14 protein-coding genes are annotated in these 16,158 nt (G+C 72.1%); 8 read left to right on the forward strand and 6 right to left on the reverse strand.

Going from position 1 to position 16,158, the window contains the following annotated elements; genetic code table 11:
* Nucleotides 1-30: 30 nt before the first annotated feature.
* Nucleotides 31-795, reverse strand: coding sequence for a bestrophin-like domain (locus AC5WRT_RS15445; protein WP_496093854.1), 765 nt, complete (start codon nucleotides 793-795; stop codon nucleotides 31-33).
* A 31-nt stretch (nucleotides 796-826) separates the two neighbouring features.
* Nucleotides 827-955: a hypothetical protein gene (locus AC5WRT_RS15450; protein ID WP_496093855.1), complete on the reverse strand. Its 129-nt coding sequence runs from the start codon at nucleotides 953-955 to the stop codon at nucleotides 827-829.
* 737 nt (nucleotides 956-1,692) lie between these two features.
* Here AC5WRT_RS15450 and AC5WRT_RS15455 point away from each other — a divergent pair.
* The 3 genes from AC5WRT_RS15455 to AC5WRT_RS15465 all read left to right on the forward strand — a co-directional run bounded on the left by AC5WRT_RS15455 (nucleotide 1,693) and on the right by AC5WRT_RS15465 (nucleotide 5,876).
* The gene (locus tag AC5WRT_RS15455) at nucleotides 1,693-2,640 is read left to right on the forward strand and encodes an SCO0930 family lipoprotein (RefSeq protein WP_496093856.1); all 948 of its coding nucleotides are present in this window, start codon (nucleotides 1,693-1,695) and stop codon (nucleotides 2,638-2,640) included.
* 282 nt (nucleotides 2,641-2,922) lie between these two features.
* A complete protein-coding gene (locus AC5WRT_RS15460; protein WP_496093857.1) occupies nucleotides 2,923-3,735 on the forward strand; it encodes an SAM-dependent methyltransferase in 813 nt (270 codons plus the stop codon).
* Nucleotides 3,732-5,876, forward strand: a complete 2,145-nt coding sequence (locus AC5WRT_RS15465) for a putative bifunctional diguanylate cyclase/phosphodiesterase (RefSeq protein WP_496093858.1) — start codon at nucleotides 3,732-3,734, stop codon at nucleotides 5,874-5,876. Before AC5WRT_RS15460 ends, AC5WRT_RS15465 begins: the two co-directional genes overlap by 4 nt.
* Before the next feature lie 103 nt (nucleotides 5,877-5,979).
* On the opposite strand, the gene AC5WRT_RS15470 is transcribed toward AC5WRT_RS15465, so the two are convergent.
* The gene (locus AC5WRT_RS15470) at nucleotides 5,980-6,864 is read right to left on the reverse strand and encodes a LysR family transcriptional regulator (protein WP_496093859.1); all 885 of its coding nucleotides are present in this window, start codon (nucleotides 6,862-6,864) and stop codon (nucleotides 5,980-5,982) included.
* A 119-nt stretch (nucleotides 6,865-6,983) separates the two neighbouring features.
* On the opposite strand from AC5WRT_RS15470, the gene AC5WRT_RS15475 reads away from it, so the two are divergent.
* The 5 genes from AC5WRT_RS15475 (at nucleotide 6,984) to AC5WRT_RS15495 (ending at nucleotide 12,314) form a co-directional block, all read left to right on the forward strand.
* Entirely contained in the window at nucleotides 6,984-7,655 is a 672-nt protein-coding gene (locus AC5WRT_RS15475; protein WP_496093936.1) for a succinate dehydrogenase, read from the forward strand.
* A gap of 1 nt (nucleotide 7,656) precedes the next feature.
* Nucleotides 7,657-9,606 (forward strand): fumarate reductase/succinate dehydrogenase flavoprotein subunit, encoded by a 1,950-nt coding sequence (locus AC5WRT_RS15480; protein WP_496093860.1) that lies wholly within the window; start codon nucleotides 7,657-7,659, stop codon nucleotides 9,604-9,606.
* Nucleotides 9,603-10,352, forward strand: coding sequence for a succinate dehydrogenase/fumarate reductase iron-sulfur subunit (locus tag AC5WRT_RS15485; protein ID WP_496093861.1), 750 nt, complete (start codon nucleotides 9,603-9,605; stop codon nucleotides 10,350-10,352). The genes AC5WRT_RS15480 and AC5WRT_RS15485 overlap by 4 nt, the downstream gene beginning before the upstream one ends.
* 238 nt (nucleotides 10,353-10,590) lie before the next feature.
* The gene (locus tag AC5WRT_RS15490) at nucleotides 10,591-11,361 is read left to right on the forward strand and encodes a GNAT family N-acetyltransferase (protein WP_496093862.1); all 771 of its coding nucleotides are present in this window, start codon (nucleotides 10,591-10,593) and stop codon (nucleotides 11,359-11,361) included.
* Nucleotides 11,361-12,314 carry a lysophospholipid acyltransferase family protein gene (locus tag AC5WRT_RS15495; protein ID WP_496093863.1) on the forward strand — a complete coding sequence of 318 codons (954 nt, stop codon included), beginning with the start codon at nucleotides 11,361-11,363 and terminating at the stop codon, nucleotides 12,312-12,314. Before AC5WRT_RS15490 ends, AC5WRT_RS15495 begins: the two co-directional genes overlap by 1 nt.
* On the opposite strand, the gene AC5WRT_RS15500 is transcribed toward AC5WRT_RS15495, so the two are convergent.
* From AC5WRT_RS15500 to AC5WRT_RS15510, 3 genes are all read right to left on the reverse strand, one after another.
* A complete protein-coding gene (locus tag AC5WRT_RS15500; RefSeq protein ID WP_496093864.1) occupies nucleotides 12,290-14,620 on the reverse strand; it encodes an excinuclease ABC subunit UvrA in 2,331 nt (776 codons plus the stop codon). The genes AC5WRT_RS15495 and AC5WRT_RS15500 overlap by 25 nt on opposite strands.
* Before the next feature lie 29 nt (nucleotides 14,621-14,649).
* Nucleotides 14,650-14,844, reverse strand: a complete 195-nt coding sequence (locus AC5WRT_RS15505; RefSeq protein WP_496093865.1) for an antitoxin — start codon at nucleotides 14,842-14,844, stop codon at nucleotides 14,650-14,652.
* A 75-nt stretch (nucleotides 14,845-14,919) separates the two neighbouring features.
* On the reverse strand, nucleotides 14,920-15,927 hold the full coding sequence (locus AC5WRT_RS15510) for an LLM class flavin-dependent oxidoreductase (RefSeq protein WP_496100315.1): 1,008 nt from the start codon (nucleotides 15,925-15,927) through the stop codon (nucleotides 14,920-14,922).
* Nucleotides 15,928-16,158 lie beyond the last annotated feature (231 nt).

The raw sequence follows: 16,158 nt of genomic DNA on the forward strand, positions 1-16,158 counted from the left end.
TTCGGGGGCGAACGCTCGTACGGCCGGCGACTACCCGGCGACACCTCGGAAGAGACTGACGAACGGTTCCGCGCTCACCGCGATGCCGCGGCTGAAGGGGGAGTCGAATTCCCAGATGAGGAACAGCATGAACGCGATGGTCGCGGAGAACAGCCCGGCCAGGACCAGTTCGCGTCTCGTGCGCCGGATCTGCAGCGCGAACACCATGCCCACGGTGACCAGCGCCCCGGTGAGCAGCCCCCACCACACCACCGGCGGCATGGTGGCCCCGGTGGAGTCGGCGCGGGCGTTTCGCGCCTGGTCGGCGGCGGTCATCTGGTCCAGCAGCGGCTGGTAGGCCTGCGCCTCGAAGTCGCTCTTCGGCCGGTAGTCGGTGACGTCCTGACGGACCTTCTGCAACAGCTCGGCGCCGTGGTCGGTGACGCGTTCGTCGTGGGCCATCGTCCTCCACTCGTGATGGACGACATAGCCGACATAGGTGTTGACGTCGGCGCGGATCCGGTCGCGGACGTCCGGCGGATACACCCGGACCCGCTCCGAGATCTCGTGCAGGGCCTGCGCCTCGGACTGCACGTGGTCCTGCGCGGCGCCGCGGGCCTCCCACACACCCGCGATGGCGAGACCCAGGACGATCGCGTACACGACGCCGATCCACATCGTCATGTACTCGATGACGTCCGGGGTCTCGCTGGGGTCCTCGTCCTCGGGAGCCCGCTTGTGCCGCAGGACGGTGACGGCCACCACCACGGCACAGGCCGCGAGCATCGCGATGACGAGAACAAGCCAATCCGGCAACGGATACCTCCAGAGGTGAGGGGCCTGCGCGTCAGCGCGGGCGCAGGGCCGCGACGGCGACGATCGCCGGAACGGTGATGAGCAGCACGTAGGCGACCGGCGTGGTACGACCGGGCGGGACGTGTGCGGCGGGACGCGGGTGGTAGGCCGGGTAGGTCACCGGTGTCACCGAGGGCCGCGGGGCCGGTCTCGGCTTCGGCGGTGGAACGGGCGCAGGGGTCTGGGTGGGCCGCGGTGCGGGCGGTGCCGGGGCCGGCCGGGCCTGCGGGCGCGGTCTCGGAGCGGGCCGCGGCACCGGCCTGGGCCTGGGTGACCGCGGCCCCGGTGTCGGTTCCGGCCGGGGCGTCGGCGGTGGCGGCTTCGGGGGCGGTGTCGGAGTCGGCGTGGGCGGGCACGGGGGCGGGATGGGCGCCGGACAGGGCGGCGGGGACGGCCGGTGGTCGTCCCCCGCGTAGGCCGCCGCCACCGTGCCGTCCGGGCCCGTCGAGGCGTACGCACAGGCGTCGGCCGACGCGCTGCCCACGGGGCAGCCGAGCAGCGTCCAGGTCAGCGTCATCAGGGCCAACAGCCGTGAGGCGGACGCGCATCGGGTCACTTCGGGTCCATGCACGCGGAGATCATGTGTCGCGCGAACCGGTCGTACGCCGTGGTGGCCCCTGATTGCTCCGAAAGGAGGGAATGTCGCGATCAATGGTTTGACAGGGTGAGCCGTGCGCCTGGCCGGATGTGCGCGCCCCTGCGAGCCGCGCACCGGCGGCACGGATCACAGGGCCCGCAAAGAAATTCCGTAAGAACTTCCCTCGCCGTTGAACGCTCCCGCCCCCTCGCTGCGTACCCATGACCGTGCGGCGGCGCGGCAAGGCGCTGCAACAACCAGGCAGACATGGGGAGTTGGAGATGAAGACCTCCTGGCGGACCGCCTCGATGGTGGCCACAGCCATCTCGGTGCTGGCGCTGACGACGGCGTGCGGTCAGGACAACGGCACCCCGTCCTCGGCGGCGCAGAACGTAGGGGCCACCGCGCCCGCGGGCAGCCCGACCGCCGGCACCGGAGCCGGCAACGGCTACGGCGCCGACGGGAACCAGAGCTCCGGCTCGCCGGCCCCGGCCGCCCCCGCGGGCAAGCTGACCGTGGCCACCAACGCCAACCTGGGCAAGGTCCTCACCGACGGCTCCGGCATCACCCTGTACCGGTTCGACCAGGACACCGCGAGTCCGCCCAAGTCGAACTGCGAGGGCGCCTGTGCCACCACCTGGCCGCCGGTGCCGGCCAACGACGCCACGGCCGGTGCCGGCATCGACAAGGCGCTGCTGGGCGAGGTCACGCGCCCCGACGGGACCAAGCAGCTCACCATCGCCGGCTGGCCCGCCTACCGCTACGCCAAGGACGTCAAGGCCGGTGACGTCAACGGCCAGGGCGTGGGCGGCAAGTGGTTCGCGCTCGCCCCCACCGGGAAGAAGGCCTCCCTGGCCTCCCTGCCCGGCCTGTCCGTCCGCAAGGACCCCAAGCTCGGCGACATCGTCGTCGACAAGAACGGCATGACGGTCTACCGCTTCCTCAAGGACAAGGCCTGGCCGAAGTCCGTCTCCAACTGCACCGGGGCCTGCCTGGAGAAGTGGCCGGCCGTGGGCATCGTCAGGCCCGACGACACCCAGGGCGTCAAGAAGAAGGGCCTGATGGGCTTCACCCGTCCCGACGGCGTGCGGCAGATGACGGTCAACTGCTGGCCGATCTACACCTTCTCCGGGGACAAGGCCCCCGGAGACACCAACGGTCAGGGCGTGGGCGGCACCTGGTACGCCGTCTCGCCCGACGGAAAGCCGGTCGGCGCGCCGGGCCACTAGATCACCTCCCCAGGGTCGATCGCCCCGCCCGACCCGGAGCGCCACCGAAGGTCCGCCCCCTCCGCACCGCACGGAGGGGGCGGACCGTTGTGCGTGGTCCTGCCTCCGGCGAACGGCACACGCAACACGGGCAAACCCCGGCACACGCGACAGTCGACGCGCAGGCAGTGGCGGGGAACGGACGGGCAATTTCCGGTTCGGGTCGCTCCGTTGGCGGGCGATCAGTAGCCTCAGCTCGAACACCGGATCGCCTGTCCCTGTCGCCTACCCTGGGAGAGACACATGGAGCGCCCCGCCTGGGCCCCCCGGAGCATCGACATCTCGGTGCCGAGCGTCTCGCGGATCTACGACTTCTACCTGGGCGGTTCGCACAACTTCGAGGTGGACCGGGAAGCGGCCCGCAAAGCGATGGAGTTCATGCCGGGCCTGCCGAAGGTCATGCAGGCCAACCGGGCGTTCATGCGCCGGGCCGTGCGGTTCGCGGCCGCCGAGGGCATCAGCCAGTTCCTCGACGTCGGCTCCGGCATCCCGACGTTCGGCAACGTCCACGAAGTGGCCCAGGCGGCCGTGCCGGGCGCCCGCGTGGTCTACGTCGACCACGACCCGGTCGCCGTCGCGCACAGCCAGGCGGTTCTGGCGGACAACGCCGACGCCGACGTGGTCGCCGCGGACCTGCGCAAGCCGCGGGAGATTCTCGCCAGCCCCCAGGTGGAGCGGCTGATCGACCTGAACCGCCCGGTCGCCCTCCTCCTCGTTGCCATACTGCACTTCGTGGAAGACGCGGACGCCCCCTATGCTGCGGTCGCCGAGCTGCGCGACGCGCTCGCGCCCGGCAGCCTGCTGATCCTCACCCATGCCTCGTACGAGGGAATCCCGCTGCCCGCCGAGCGGGCCGAGGGTGCGGTGGACGTATACAAGGACATTCGCAATCCACTCATCATGCGCTCGCGCGAGGAGATCGCGCGGTTCTTCGAGGGGTACGACATGGTGGAACCCGGACTGGTGCCGATGCCGCAGTGGCGGCCGGAGTCGGCGCCGGAGGACGAGGACCCGTTCGCCTTCTCCGGATTCGCCGGCGTGGGGCGTACGGCGTGAGCGCCGGGCCGGACGGGCCGGAGGACAGACTGCGCCGGTTCACGACGATCTGGAGCCGGGCGGTCTACCCGGTGACCTCGACGTCGCTGACCCGTGCGGAGTTCGAGGAGGAACTCCTCCCGCTCGCACGCCGGTTGAGCGAACTGCTGCGGGCACGCGGCTTCGACGGGGACCGCGCCAAGGCGATCGGCGCCGCCCTGGTCGCCGCGCACTGCACCGACCCCGAGGCGCTCACCCGCACCCTGGACTGCGTCGACGCCTATCTGGTGCTGTATTGCGCGAAGGACGGCCCCCAGGAAGAACCGCGCCTGCGCTGCTCGCGGTTGCAGCACGCGATGGCCGCCGGATACGCCGAGGCGCTGCGCGCGCGGACCCTCGCCGAGCAGGAGTCCATCGCCCAGGCCGCACTGCGCGCCCAGGGGGTGGTGGCGCAGGCCCTGCACGCCAGCGAGGCCCGCTTCCGGGCGGTCTTCGAGGGCGCGGCCATAGGGATCGGAATCGCCGACCTCGACGGCAACGTGCTGCAGGTCAACGAGGCGCTGCTGCGCATGTTCGGGCTCTCCGACCAGACCCTGCGCGGCCGCCGCGTCCAGGACTGGGTGCACCCCGAGGACGCGCCGCAGACGTGGAAGCTCTACGACGAACTCGTCCGCGGCGAGCGTGAGCACTACCACCTCGAAAAGGCCTTCAACCGCCCAGACGGCACGGTCCTGTGGACCAACCTGACGGTTTCCCTGCTGCGCGACGCCGACGGCGATCCGCAGTACCAGCTCGCGCTCATGGAGGACACCACCGAGCGGCGCCTGCTCAACCTGCGGCTGCGCTACGAGGCCACCCACGACGCGCTCACCGGCCTGCCCAACCGCAGCCTGTTCTTCGAGCGCCTGGAGAAGGCGCTGAACGCGGGCGAGGGCCAGCGCTTCGGCCTGTGCTACCTCGACCTGGACGGCTTCAAGACCATCAACGACAGCCTCGGGCACGCGGCCGGCGACCGGCTGCTGGTGGAGGTCGCCGACCGGCTGCAGTCCTGCGCGACCGCGCCCGGCGAGATGGTCGCCCGGCTCGGCGGCGACGAGTTCGTGGCCCTGACCACCGGGCCGGGCACCGAGCGCGAGGTCGACGAACTCGCCGAGCGCATCATGAACGCCCTCGTCACGCCCGTCAGCATCGACGGGCGTGACCTGCTGGTGCGGGGCAGCCTCGGCATCGTCGAGGGCCCGGCGGGCGAGCGTACGGCGGCCGAGGTCCTCCGCAGCGCCGACATCACCATGTACCGGGCCAAATCGGCGGGCGGCAACCGGTCCGAACTCGCCGACCCGGAGGCCGACGCCCGTGCGATCACCCGGCACGGCCTGACCACGGCCCTGCCGACGGCCCTGGAGCGCGGTGAGTTCTTCATCGAGTACCAGCCCCTCGTCCACCTCGGGGACGGCAGCGTCCGGGGTGCGGAGGCCCTGGTCCGCTGGCTGCACCCGCAGCACGGCGTCCTCGGCCCCGACCGCTTCATCCCGCTCGCCGAGCACACCGGCCTGATCGTCCCGCTCGGCCGCTGGGTGCTGGAGGAGTCCATCCGGCAGGCGCGCGCCTGGCGGGAACGGCACGCCCAGGAGGAAGCCGCCGGGCCGCTGCGCATCAACGTCAACCTGTCGCCGTGCCAGCTCAGCCATCCCGGCCTGGTGCAGGACACGGTCGACATCCTGGAGCGCGCGGGCGTCACCCCCGACGTCCTGTGCCTGGAGGTCACCGAGTCCGCGCTCATCGGCGCCGACGACGACCTGCTCAAACCGCTGCACCGGCTCGCCGAGATGGGCGTCGACATCGCCCTGGACGACTTCGGCACCGGCTACTCCAACCTCGCCAACCTGCGCCGCCTGCCGGTGCGGGTGCTCAAGCTGGATCGCTCCTTCACCCAGGGCATGCAGAGGTTCCCCGCCGATCCCGTCGATCTGAAGATCGTCGAAGGGATCGTCTCCCTCGCCCACAGCCTCGACCTCGCGGTGACCGTCGAGGGCGTGGAAACCGGCGCCCAGGCCGAACAGCTGCGGATACTGGGCTGCGACACGGCCCAGGGCTGGTACTACGCCCGCCCGGGCCCACCGGAGCGGCTGCACGACCTGGCCCTGGTCGACGCCACGGGCTGACCGGCCCCTTCGGGCCACGGATCCGTCGTGGCCGGCCACGGGCTCCCCGCGCCCCTGGGGAGCCCGTGGCCGGCCACCACGCGCATGCGCACCCGGACACCGGTCACCGCTCGAGCAGCATCCGCTGAAGCTCCCGCGCGGCCCGTGGCGGCGCGACGTCGCTGCGGTGCGCCAGGGCGATGGTCCGGTGCAGTCCCGGCCGGGCCAGCGCAGTGACCCGCAACCCCAGTCCCGCCCGCGTCGCCACCATCCGCGGCACCACCGCCACGCCCAGCCCCGCTCGGACGAACCCCAGGACCGCGTCCATCTCACCCCCCTCGACGGCGAACTCCGGCTCGAACCCCGCGGAGCGGCACGCCGCCACGGTCAGCTCCCGCAGGTCGTACCCGTGCCGGAACATCACCAGCCGCTCGCCCTCCAGGTCGGCGACGTGCACGACCCGCCCGCCCCGCCCCGGGGCCGTCGCCTCGGGTGAGGACACCACGACGAGGTCCTCCCGGAGCAGCTCCACCGTCGACAGCGCGGGCGCCGGCGTCGGCAGCGGCAGGACGACCAGCGCGAGATCGAGGGCTCCGCGCGCCAGGTGCCGTACCAGGTCGTGCGAGCCCCCCTCCTCGATCAGCAGCTGGATTCCGGGGTAGCGGTCGTGGAAGGCGCGCAGGACGTCCGGCAGCAGGCCCGTGCACAGACTCGGCGTCGCGCCCAGCCGCACCCGGCCCCGCCGCAGCTGTACCAGCTCCTGCACCTCGTGCCGGGCGGTGTCCGCGTCGGCCAGGATCCGCCGGGCCAGCGGCAGCAGCGCCTCACCGGCGTCGGTGAGCGCGATGTTGCCGCGGGCACGCAGGAACAGATCCGCGCCCAGCTCCCGCTCCAGCGCCTTGATCTGCTGCGACAGCGACGGCTGGGCGACATGGACCAGCTCGGCGGCGCGGGTGAAGTGCCGGGTCTCGGCGACGGCGACGAAGTACTGGAGCTGCTGGAACTGCATCCTGCGAGAATAGCTTCCACCTATGGAAACAAGCCACACCATGTCTTGGACCGATGGGGTCCTTCGGCCCTAGCGTGCTGGTCATGGCTCTGGCAACGCGGACGGACCGACGGCCGTCCATGGCGCGCACGATGTGGGACTCCTCCGTCGGCAAGAAGACGGTGATGGCCGTCAGCGGCGTGATCATGCTGCTGTACCTGGTCGCCCATGTGATCGGCAACCTGAAGATCTTCTTCGGCGCGGGCGAGTTCAACCACTACGCCCACTGGCTGCGCACCGTCGGCGAACCCTTCATGCACTACGAGTGGACGCTCTGGCTCATCCGGATCGTGCTGGTCGTCGCCGTGGTCGCCCATGCCACCTCCGCCTACCAGCTCAGCCGCCGCGACATCAGGGCCCGGCCCAGCAAGTACGTGCACGCGAGGCCCCGGGCGAGCTACGCCACCCGCACCATGCGCTGGGGCGGGATCGTCCTCGGCCTGTTCATCGTCTGGCACCTCCTGGACCTGACCACCGGCACCGTGCACCCGGGCCACTTCCGCAGCGGGCACCCGTACCAGAACGTCGTCGACGACTTCTCCCACTGGTACAGCAACGTCATCTACATCGTCGCGATGCTCGCGCTCGGCCTGCACATCCGGCACGGCTTCTGGAGCGCCGCCCAGACCCTCGGCGTCGGCAGCCGCGCCCGCGACCGCGCCCTGAAGACCGTCGCCAACGTCCTCGCGCTGCTGCTCACGGCCGGATTCATCGCCGTACCCGTGGGCGTCATGACCGGAGTGGTGAGCTGACATGACCGAATACCTGAACTACACGACGGGCGAGCCGGTCACCGACACCAAGGCCCCGGCCGGCCCGGTCCACGAGCGCTGGGACAAGCGCCGCTTCGAGGCCAAGCTGGTCAACCCGGCCAACCGGCGCAAGCACACGATCATCGTCGTCGGTACGGGCCTCGCCGGCGGCTCCGCGGGCGCCACCCTGGCCGAACAGGGCTACCACGTGGTCCAGTTCTGCTACCAGGACTCCCCGCGCCGCGCCCACTCCATCGCCGCGCAGGGAGGCATCAACGCCGCCAAGAACTACCGCAACGACGGCGACTCGATCCACCGCCTGTTCTACGACACCGTGAAGGGCGGCGACTTCCGCGCCCGTGAGTCCAACGTCCACCGGCTCGCGCAGATCTCGGTGGAGATCATCGACCAGTGCGTGGCGCAGGGCGTGCCCTTCGCCCGCGAGTACGGCGGCCTGCTCGACACCCGTTCCTTCGGCGGCGTCCAGGTCTCCCGCACCTTCTACGCCCGCGGCCAGACGGGCCAGCAGCTTCTGCTCGGCGCCTACCAGGGACTCAGCCGGCAGATCGCCGCCGGGAACGTGGAGATGCACCCGCGCACCGAGATGCTGGACCTGATCGTCGTCGACGGCCGGGCGCGCGGGATCGTGGCCCGGGACCTCGTCACCGGGAAGATCGACACGTACTTCGCCGACGCCGTCGTGCTCGCCTCCGGCGGTTACGGCAACGTCTTCTACCTGTCGACCAACGCCATGAACTCCAATGCGACCGCCATCTGGCGGGCGCACCGGCGCGGCGCGTACTTCGCCAACCCCTGCTTCACACAGATCCACCCGACCTGTATCCCGCGCACCGGCGACCACCAGTCCAAGCTGACGCTGATGAGCGAGTCGCTGCGCAACGACGGCCGGATCTGGGTGCCCAGGGCCAAGGGCGACACCCGCCCGCCGAACGAGATCCCCGAGGACGAACGCGACTACTACCTGGAGCGCATCTACCCGTCCTTCGGCAACCTGGTCCCGCGTGACATCGCCTCCCGCGCCGCGAAGAACGTCTGCGACGAGGGCAGGGGGGTCGGCCCCGGCGGCCAGGGCGTCTACCTGGACTTCGCCGACGCGATCAGGCGGATGGGCCGGGAGGCGGTCGAGGCCAAGTACGGCAACCTCTTCGACATGTACCAGCGGATCACCGACGAGGATCCGTACGAGGTGCCGATGCGGATCTACCCGGCCGTGCACTACACGATGGGCGGCCTGTGGGTCGACTACGACCTGCAGACCACCGTCCCGGGCCTGTTCGCGATCGGCGAGGCCAACTTCTCCGACCACGGCGCCAACCGGCTCGGCGCATCCGCGCTGATGCAGGGCCTGGCCGACGGCTACTTCGTACTGCCGGCCACCATCAACGACTACCTGGCCCGCAACCCGCACCAGGACCCGGTGGCCCCCGACCACCCGGTGGTCCAGGAGGCGCTGGCCGAGACCGAGGACCGGCTGCGGCGGCTGCTGTCCGTCGACGGCGACCGAACCCCCGACTCCTTCCACCGCGAACTCGGCGAGCTGTTGTGGGAGTTCTGCGGCATGGCCCGCACCGACTCCGGGCTGCGCAAGGCCCTGGAGCGCATCCCCCAGATCCGCGAGGAGTTCTGGCGGCGCATCAAGGTGCCCGGCACCGGCGAGGAGCTCAACCAGTCGCTGGAGAAGGCCAACCGGATCGTCGACTACCTGGAGCTCGCCGAGTTGATGTGTCTCGACGCGCTGCACCGCACCGAGTCCTGCGGCGGCCACTTCCGCGAGGAGTCGCAGACCCCGGACGGCGAGGCCGCCCGCAAGGACGACGAGTTCGGCTACGCGGCCGCCTGGCAGTTCACCGGCACCGGCGATGCTCCCGTCCTGCACAAGGAAGACCTGGTCTTCGAGTACGTCCACCCCACCCAGCGGAGCTACGCATGAAGCTCACCCTGCGCGTCTGGCGCCAGAAGAACGCCGGCGCCGAAGGCGCCATGTCCACGTACGAGGTGGACGGCATCTCGTCCGACATGTCCTTCCTGGAGATGCTGGACCTCCTCAACGAGCAGCTCATCCTGTCCGGCGAGGAGCCGGTCGCCTTCGACCACGACTGCCGCGAGGGCATCTGCGGCGCCTGCTCCCTCGTCATCAACGGCGAGGCGCACGGGCCGGAGCGCACCACCACCTGCCAGCTGCACATGAGGTCCTTCAAGGACGGCGACACGATCGACATCGAGCCGTGGCGGGCCGCCGCGTTTCCGGTGATCAAGGACCTGGTCGTCGACCGGTCCGCGTTCGACCGGATCATCCAGGCCGGCGGCTACGTCACCGCGCCCACCGGGTCCGCGCCGGAGGCGCACGCCACGCCGGTGCCGAAGTCCGACGCCGACTACGCCTTCGAGCACGCCGAGTGCATCGGCTGCGGGGCGTGCGTGGCCGCCTGCCCCAACGGCGCGGCGATGCTGTTCACCTCCGCCAAGGTCAACCACCTCAACGTGCTGCCGCAGGGCGCGCCCGAGCGGGAGACGCGGGTGCTGGACATGGTGGCGCAGATGGACGCGGAGGGCTTCGGCGGGTGCACGCTGACGGGGGAGTGCGCGACCGCCTGCCCGAAGGGCATTCCGCTGATGTCCATCACGAACATGAACAGGGAGTGGCTGCGGGCCACCCGTAAGGCGGGGAAGCGGTAGCGCCCCACGGGGAAGAGGACGTTCGTCGCACGGGCGAACGGGCGGGGCCGGGGGTGGTGCTCACCGGCCCCGTCTGGTTTCCCGTCAGCGCCGGCACCCCGGCGTTCAACATCCCCACATCCCCTCTCCCGGCACACGTCACGCGCACGCCAACCGGCGTCGGAAGAACAGGAGCGGCGGGCCGTACGCAGCGCCCGCCGCCGCCGTCGCCGACCCGGCCCGTGACCAGGAGAGAGCCATGACCGGCGTTTCCACCCTCGACCGCCCCCCGCAGCCCGCCGCGCCGACCCGCTACACCGTCACCCTCGCCCGTGACGAGGACGACGTGCGGGCCGCGCAGCGGCTGCGGCACGACGTCTTCGCCGGTGAGATGGGGGCCCTGCTGGCCACGCCGCAGCCGGGACACGACATCGACGCCTTCGACGCCTACTGCGACCACCTGCTGGTGCGCGACACCGTCACCGGACAGGTCGTCGGCACCTACCGGCTGCTGCCGCCGGAGCGGGCCGCCGTCGCCGGCCGGCTCTACTCGGAGGGCGAGTTCGAACTGGGGGCGCTCGACGCGATCCGGCCCGGGCTGGTCGAGGTCGGCCGCTCCTGTGTGCACCCCGACCACCGCGACGGCGCCGTCATCAGCCTGATCTGGGCCGGAATGGCCCGCTACATGGTCGACCGCGGGCACGAGTGGCTCGCTGGCTGCTGCTCGGTGCCGCTCGCCGACGGCGGGACCCTCGCGACGGCGACCTGGGAGCGGGTGCGCGCCAAGCACCTGGCCCCCGAGGAGTTCCGGGTGCGGCCGCTGCTGCCCTGGATCCCGAACGCCGAGGCCCCCGCCGGGCCCGGGGAACTACCCGCCCTGCTGCGCGGCTATCTCCGCCTGGGCGCCTGGGTGTGCGGCGAGCCGGCCCACGACCCGGACTTCGGGGTGGCCGACCTGTACGTGCTGCTGTCGATGCGCCGGGTCGACCCGCGCTATCTGCGGCACTTCCTCTCCCTCGTGCCGGCCTGATGAGCGTCTGGCTGCCCAGCGCGCCCTGCACCCCGGGCGGCTGTGTGGAGCAGGCCCGGGCCGTGGCGGCCGTACCCCGTGCCGTGCTGCGGCTGACGGCGGTCGTGCTCCTGGTCCTGACCGGGATCGCGCTGTCCCCGCTCTGCTGGGGGTGCCCCCGCCGGCGGGGGAGGATCCCCGCCGAGTGGGTCAGGCGGTGGTGCCGGGCGATCGTGTGGGCCGTCGGGGTCCGGGTCCGCGTCACCGGCACCGCCGCACCGGCCGGCGGACTGCTGCTGGTCGCCAACCACGTCTCGTGGCTGGACATCCCGCTGCTGGCCGCCGTACGCCCCGCCCGGATGCTCGCCAAGGCCGAGATCCGGCAGTGGCCGGTGGCGGGCGCGCTGGCCGCCCGGGGCGGTGCTCTGTTCATCGAGCGGGACCGGATCCGGGCCCTGCCGGAGACGGTCGCCCGGATCACCGGGGCCCTGCGCGAGGGCGCGGCCGTGGCCGCGTTCCCCGAGGGCAGCACCTGGTGCGGGCGCGCCCACGGCCGCTTCCACCGGGCCGTCTTCCAGGCCGCGCTCGACGCGGGCGTGCCGGTGCAGCCCGTCGGCCTGCGCTACCGGCAGGCGGACGGCGGACCGAGCACGGCGGCTGCGTTCGTCGGCGAGGACTCCCTGTTCGCCTCCCTGTGGCGGGTTGCCCGCACCCGGGGCCTGATCGCCGAGGTGCAGATACTCCCGGTCATCCCGGCCGGCCGCCACACCACCCGCAAGTCCCTGGCCCGGGCCGCCCAGCCGGGGCGCGTGGGCGGACCGGACCGGACACACGCCGTCCTCGTGCCACAGGAGGCGGACACGCCCGGGTGGTGCGCCGGTCCGGTCCTTGCGCGCCGTCCTTCAGCCCCGGACGCGGCAGGGCGCCGCCTGCGCACCACCCGCACGGCTCAGGGCATGACCCGCGCCAGATAGGGCGCCGTGACACTGCCCCCGGTCCGGGCCACTCGGGACGGAGTACCCACCGCCACGATCCGCCCGCCCCGGTCACCTCCGCCCGGGCCCAGGTCGATCACCCAGTCCGCGTCGGCCACCACCGTCATGTCGTGCTCGACCACGATCACCGTGTGCCCGGCGTCGACGAGCCCGTGCAGCCGGTCCATGAGGACCTCGACGTCGGCCGGGTGCAGCCCGGTGGTCGGTTCGTCCAGCAGGTAGAGGGTGTGGCCGCGCCGGGCGCGCTGCAACTCGCTCGCCAGCTTGATCCGCTGGGCCTCGCCGCCGGACAGCTCGGTCGCCGGTTGCCCGAGCCGCAGATAACCGAGGCCCACGTCGAGCAGGGTGCCCAGGCTCCGGGCGGCGGCCGGGACGCCGGTGAAGAACTCCGCCGCGGCCTCCACCGTCAGGTCGAGCACCTCGGCGATGCTCCGTCCCCGGTACGCCACTTCCAGCGTCTCGCGGTTGTAGCGGGCGCCGCCGCAGTCCGGGCAGGGCGCGTACGTGCTCGGCAGGAACAGCAGCTCCACGCTGACGAACCCCTCGCCCTGACAGGTCTCGCAGCGCCCCCCGGCGACGTTGAAGGAGAACCGCCCGACGCCGTATCCGCGTGCCCGTGCCTCCTCGGTGCCGGCGAACGCCTTGCGCACCACGTCGAACAGGCCGGTGTAGGTGGCCAGGTTGGAACGAGGGGTGCGGCCGATCGGCCGCTGGTCGACCCTGACCAGGCGGTCCACGCCCGCCGACTCCTCCGTCAGCTCGCCGATCAGCGTGGACTTCCCCGACCCGGAGACCCCGGTGACGGCGGTGAAGGTGCCGAGCGGGAACTCGGCCGTCACCGCGCGCAGGTTGTGCCGGGTCACCGGACCCACCTTCAACCAGCCGCGGGGCGCACGGACTTCACGCGCCGGCCCCGGTGACTCGTCGAAGAGGTACGCGGCGGTCGCCGACTGCTCCACCGACGCCAGTTCGGCCGGCGGCCCGCTGTACAGCACGCGTCCGCCGTGCTCGCCCGCGCCGGGGCCCACGTCCACCAGCCAGTCGGCGCCGCGCACGACGTCCAGATGATGCTCCACCACGAACACCGAGTTGCCGGCGGCCTTCAGCCGGTCCAGCACGGCCAGCAGCGCCTCGGTGTCCGCCGGGTGCAGTCCGGCGGACGGCTCGTCCAGCACGTACACCACGCCGAACAGCCCGGACCGCAACTGCGTGGCGAGCCGTAGTCGTTGCAGCTCGCCCGCCGACAGGGTGGGGGTGGAGCGGTCGAGGCTGAGGTAGCCGAGGCCCAGCTCGGCCACCGGTGCGATGCGGGACTTCAGGTCCTCGGTGAGGACCCGTGCGGTCTCGTCCGGGCCGTGCAGCAGGGCGGCCAGGTCGGTCAGCGGCAGCGCGGCCAGTTCGGCGATGGTCCGGCCGCCGAAGGTCACCGCGAGCGCCTCCGGGCGCAGCCGGCTGCCCCCGCACAGGGAACAGGGGGCGCTGGTCAGGAACCGTTCCGCCTTCGCCCGCAGGGACGCGGACTTGGTGTCGGAGAAGGTCTTCAGCACATACCGGCGGGCGCTCGTGTACGTGCCCCGGTACGGCCGCTGGATGCGGTCGGCGTCGCGCACGGGGTGCACGGTGACGACCGGCTGCTCGTCCGTGAACAGGATCCACTCCCGCTGGCCGGCGGGCAGCTCGCGCCAGGGCCGGTCCACGTCGTACCCGAGCGCGTCGAGGATGTCGCGCAGGTTCTTGCCCTGCCAGGCGCCGGGCCAGGCGGCGACGGCGCCCTCACGGATGGACAGCGAGGGGTCCGGGACCAGCGACTCCTCGGTGGTGTCGTGCACCCGGCCCAGGCCGTGGCACCGAGGGCAGGCGCCGGCCGCGGTGTTCGGCGAGAACGCGTCCGAATCGAGCCGCTCGGCGCCCGGCGGATACTCCCCGGCGCGGGAGAACAGCATGCGCAGGGAGTTGGAGAGATTGGTGACCGTGCCCACCGAGGAGCGCGAGGTGGGGGCCGCGCGCCGCTGCTGCAGCGAGACCGCGGGCGGCAGCCCGGTGATCTCGCCGACCTTGGGCGCCCCGACCTGGTGGATCAGCCTGCGCGCGTACGGCGCGACCGACTCGAAGTACCGCCGCTGTGCCTCGGCGTAGATCGTGCCGAACGCCAGGGACGACTTTCCCGAGCCGGACACCCCGGTGAACACGGCCAGTACGTCCCGTGGGATGTCCACGTCGACGCCCCTGAGGTTGTGCTCGCACGCGCCTCGGACACGGACGCAGGGATCATGTGGGCTGCGCATAGGGGGGAGACTCTATCCGCCCCCGTGCATCAGGACTGCGGCGGGTTGTCCCGGTTCGGGCGGGTACCGAACTCGTCCCTCAGCTTGTCCTGAGCGGTGTCGACCTGCGACTGGTACTTGTTCGCGGTGCGCTGGTCGATGTAGTCACCGCCCCTGTCGATGCCCTTGTCGGCCACGCCCTCATGACCCTTGAACATGCCCTTGATCTTGTCCATGAAGGACATGGCAGCCCTCCTCGTCGCTTGCGGCTTCCCCTGCCAGGTTCCCCGCGCGCGGCAGGATGCGCATCTCGGAGCCCGTCAGCGGCCGGGCGCGAAGAGCGCGGCGAGCCGCCGGAAGGAGTCCACCAGAGCCGTACGGTCGTAGGAGCTGGTGGTGACGAGGACCTCGTCGGCGCCGGTTTCCCCCAGTACCGTCTCCAGCTCGTGCGCCACCTGCTCCCCGGTGCCGGCGATGTGCCCGGCGAGAGCGGAGGTGTAGCGGTCACGTTCCTTCGCGGTCATCGGGCGGCCCTCGATCTCCTCGGCCGACGCGAGGGGCGGGAAGGTGCCGTGGGTGCGGGAGTACGCCATCGCCCACGCCTCCGGGACGAGCAGCCGCCGCGCCTCCTCCTCGGTGCCGGCGACCGCGACCGTGCCGGAGATCACGACGTACGGTTCGGACGCCCACGGGGACGGGCGGAACAGCGAGCGGTACTGGTCGATGCCGCGCAGCATCCGCTCGCGGCCGCGCAGATCGCCGATCACCATCGGCAGCCCGGCGCGCGCCGCGATCCGCGCGCCCTCGCCCATGGCCAGCACGAACGGCGGCACCCGCAGACCCTCCGAGGGGCGGGCGTGCACCCCGGTCGGCGAGCCGCCCTCGAACCAGGCCAGCAGCTCGCCCAGCTGTGCCGCGAAGTCCTCGGCGACCTCCTTGTCCCGGCCGAGGGCCTTGCGCACCCCGTCGGTGAAGCCGACGGACCGCCCGAGCCCCATGTCGACCCGGCCGGGGAACAGCGACTCCAGGACACCGAACTGCTCGGCGACGACGAGGGGTTGATGGTTGGGCAGCATGACCCCGCCGGTGCCGAACCGGATCGTCCGGGTGGCCGCGGCGACGGCGCCGGCCAGTACGGTCGGCGCGGAGCCGGCGACGCCGGGCACCCCGTGGTGCTCGGACACCCAGAACCGGTGGTAGCCGAGCGCCTCCGCCTCCCGCGCCAGCGCGACGGTGTCCCGCAGCGCCTCGCCGGGCGGACGCCCCTTGCGGGTGCGGGAGCGGTCGAGGACGGAGAACGGGGTCCGGGCGATCAGTGTGCTGCTCACACAGGCTTCAACGCCCTGTCGGGCCGGGGATTCCCCGCCGGACCCCGTGACGGCCGGTGCCGCACCAGGCGACGTTCGCCCCGTCGCGACGCCCGGCACGTGCTCCGTACGTCCAGTACGAGGGCCTCCGGCCGGCACACCGGGAGCACGCACCGGACGCCGCTCCTCGACGGCCGAACGTCGCCTGCGCGGCTTTAGGGCCTGTCTGACCATTCCCGTCCGCCGCGCGAT

This window comes from Streptomyces sp. NTD91 (genome assembly GCF_059510455.1).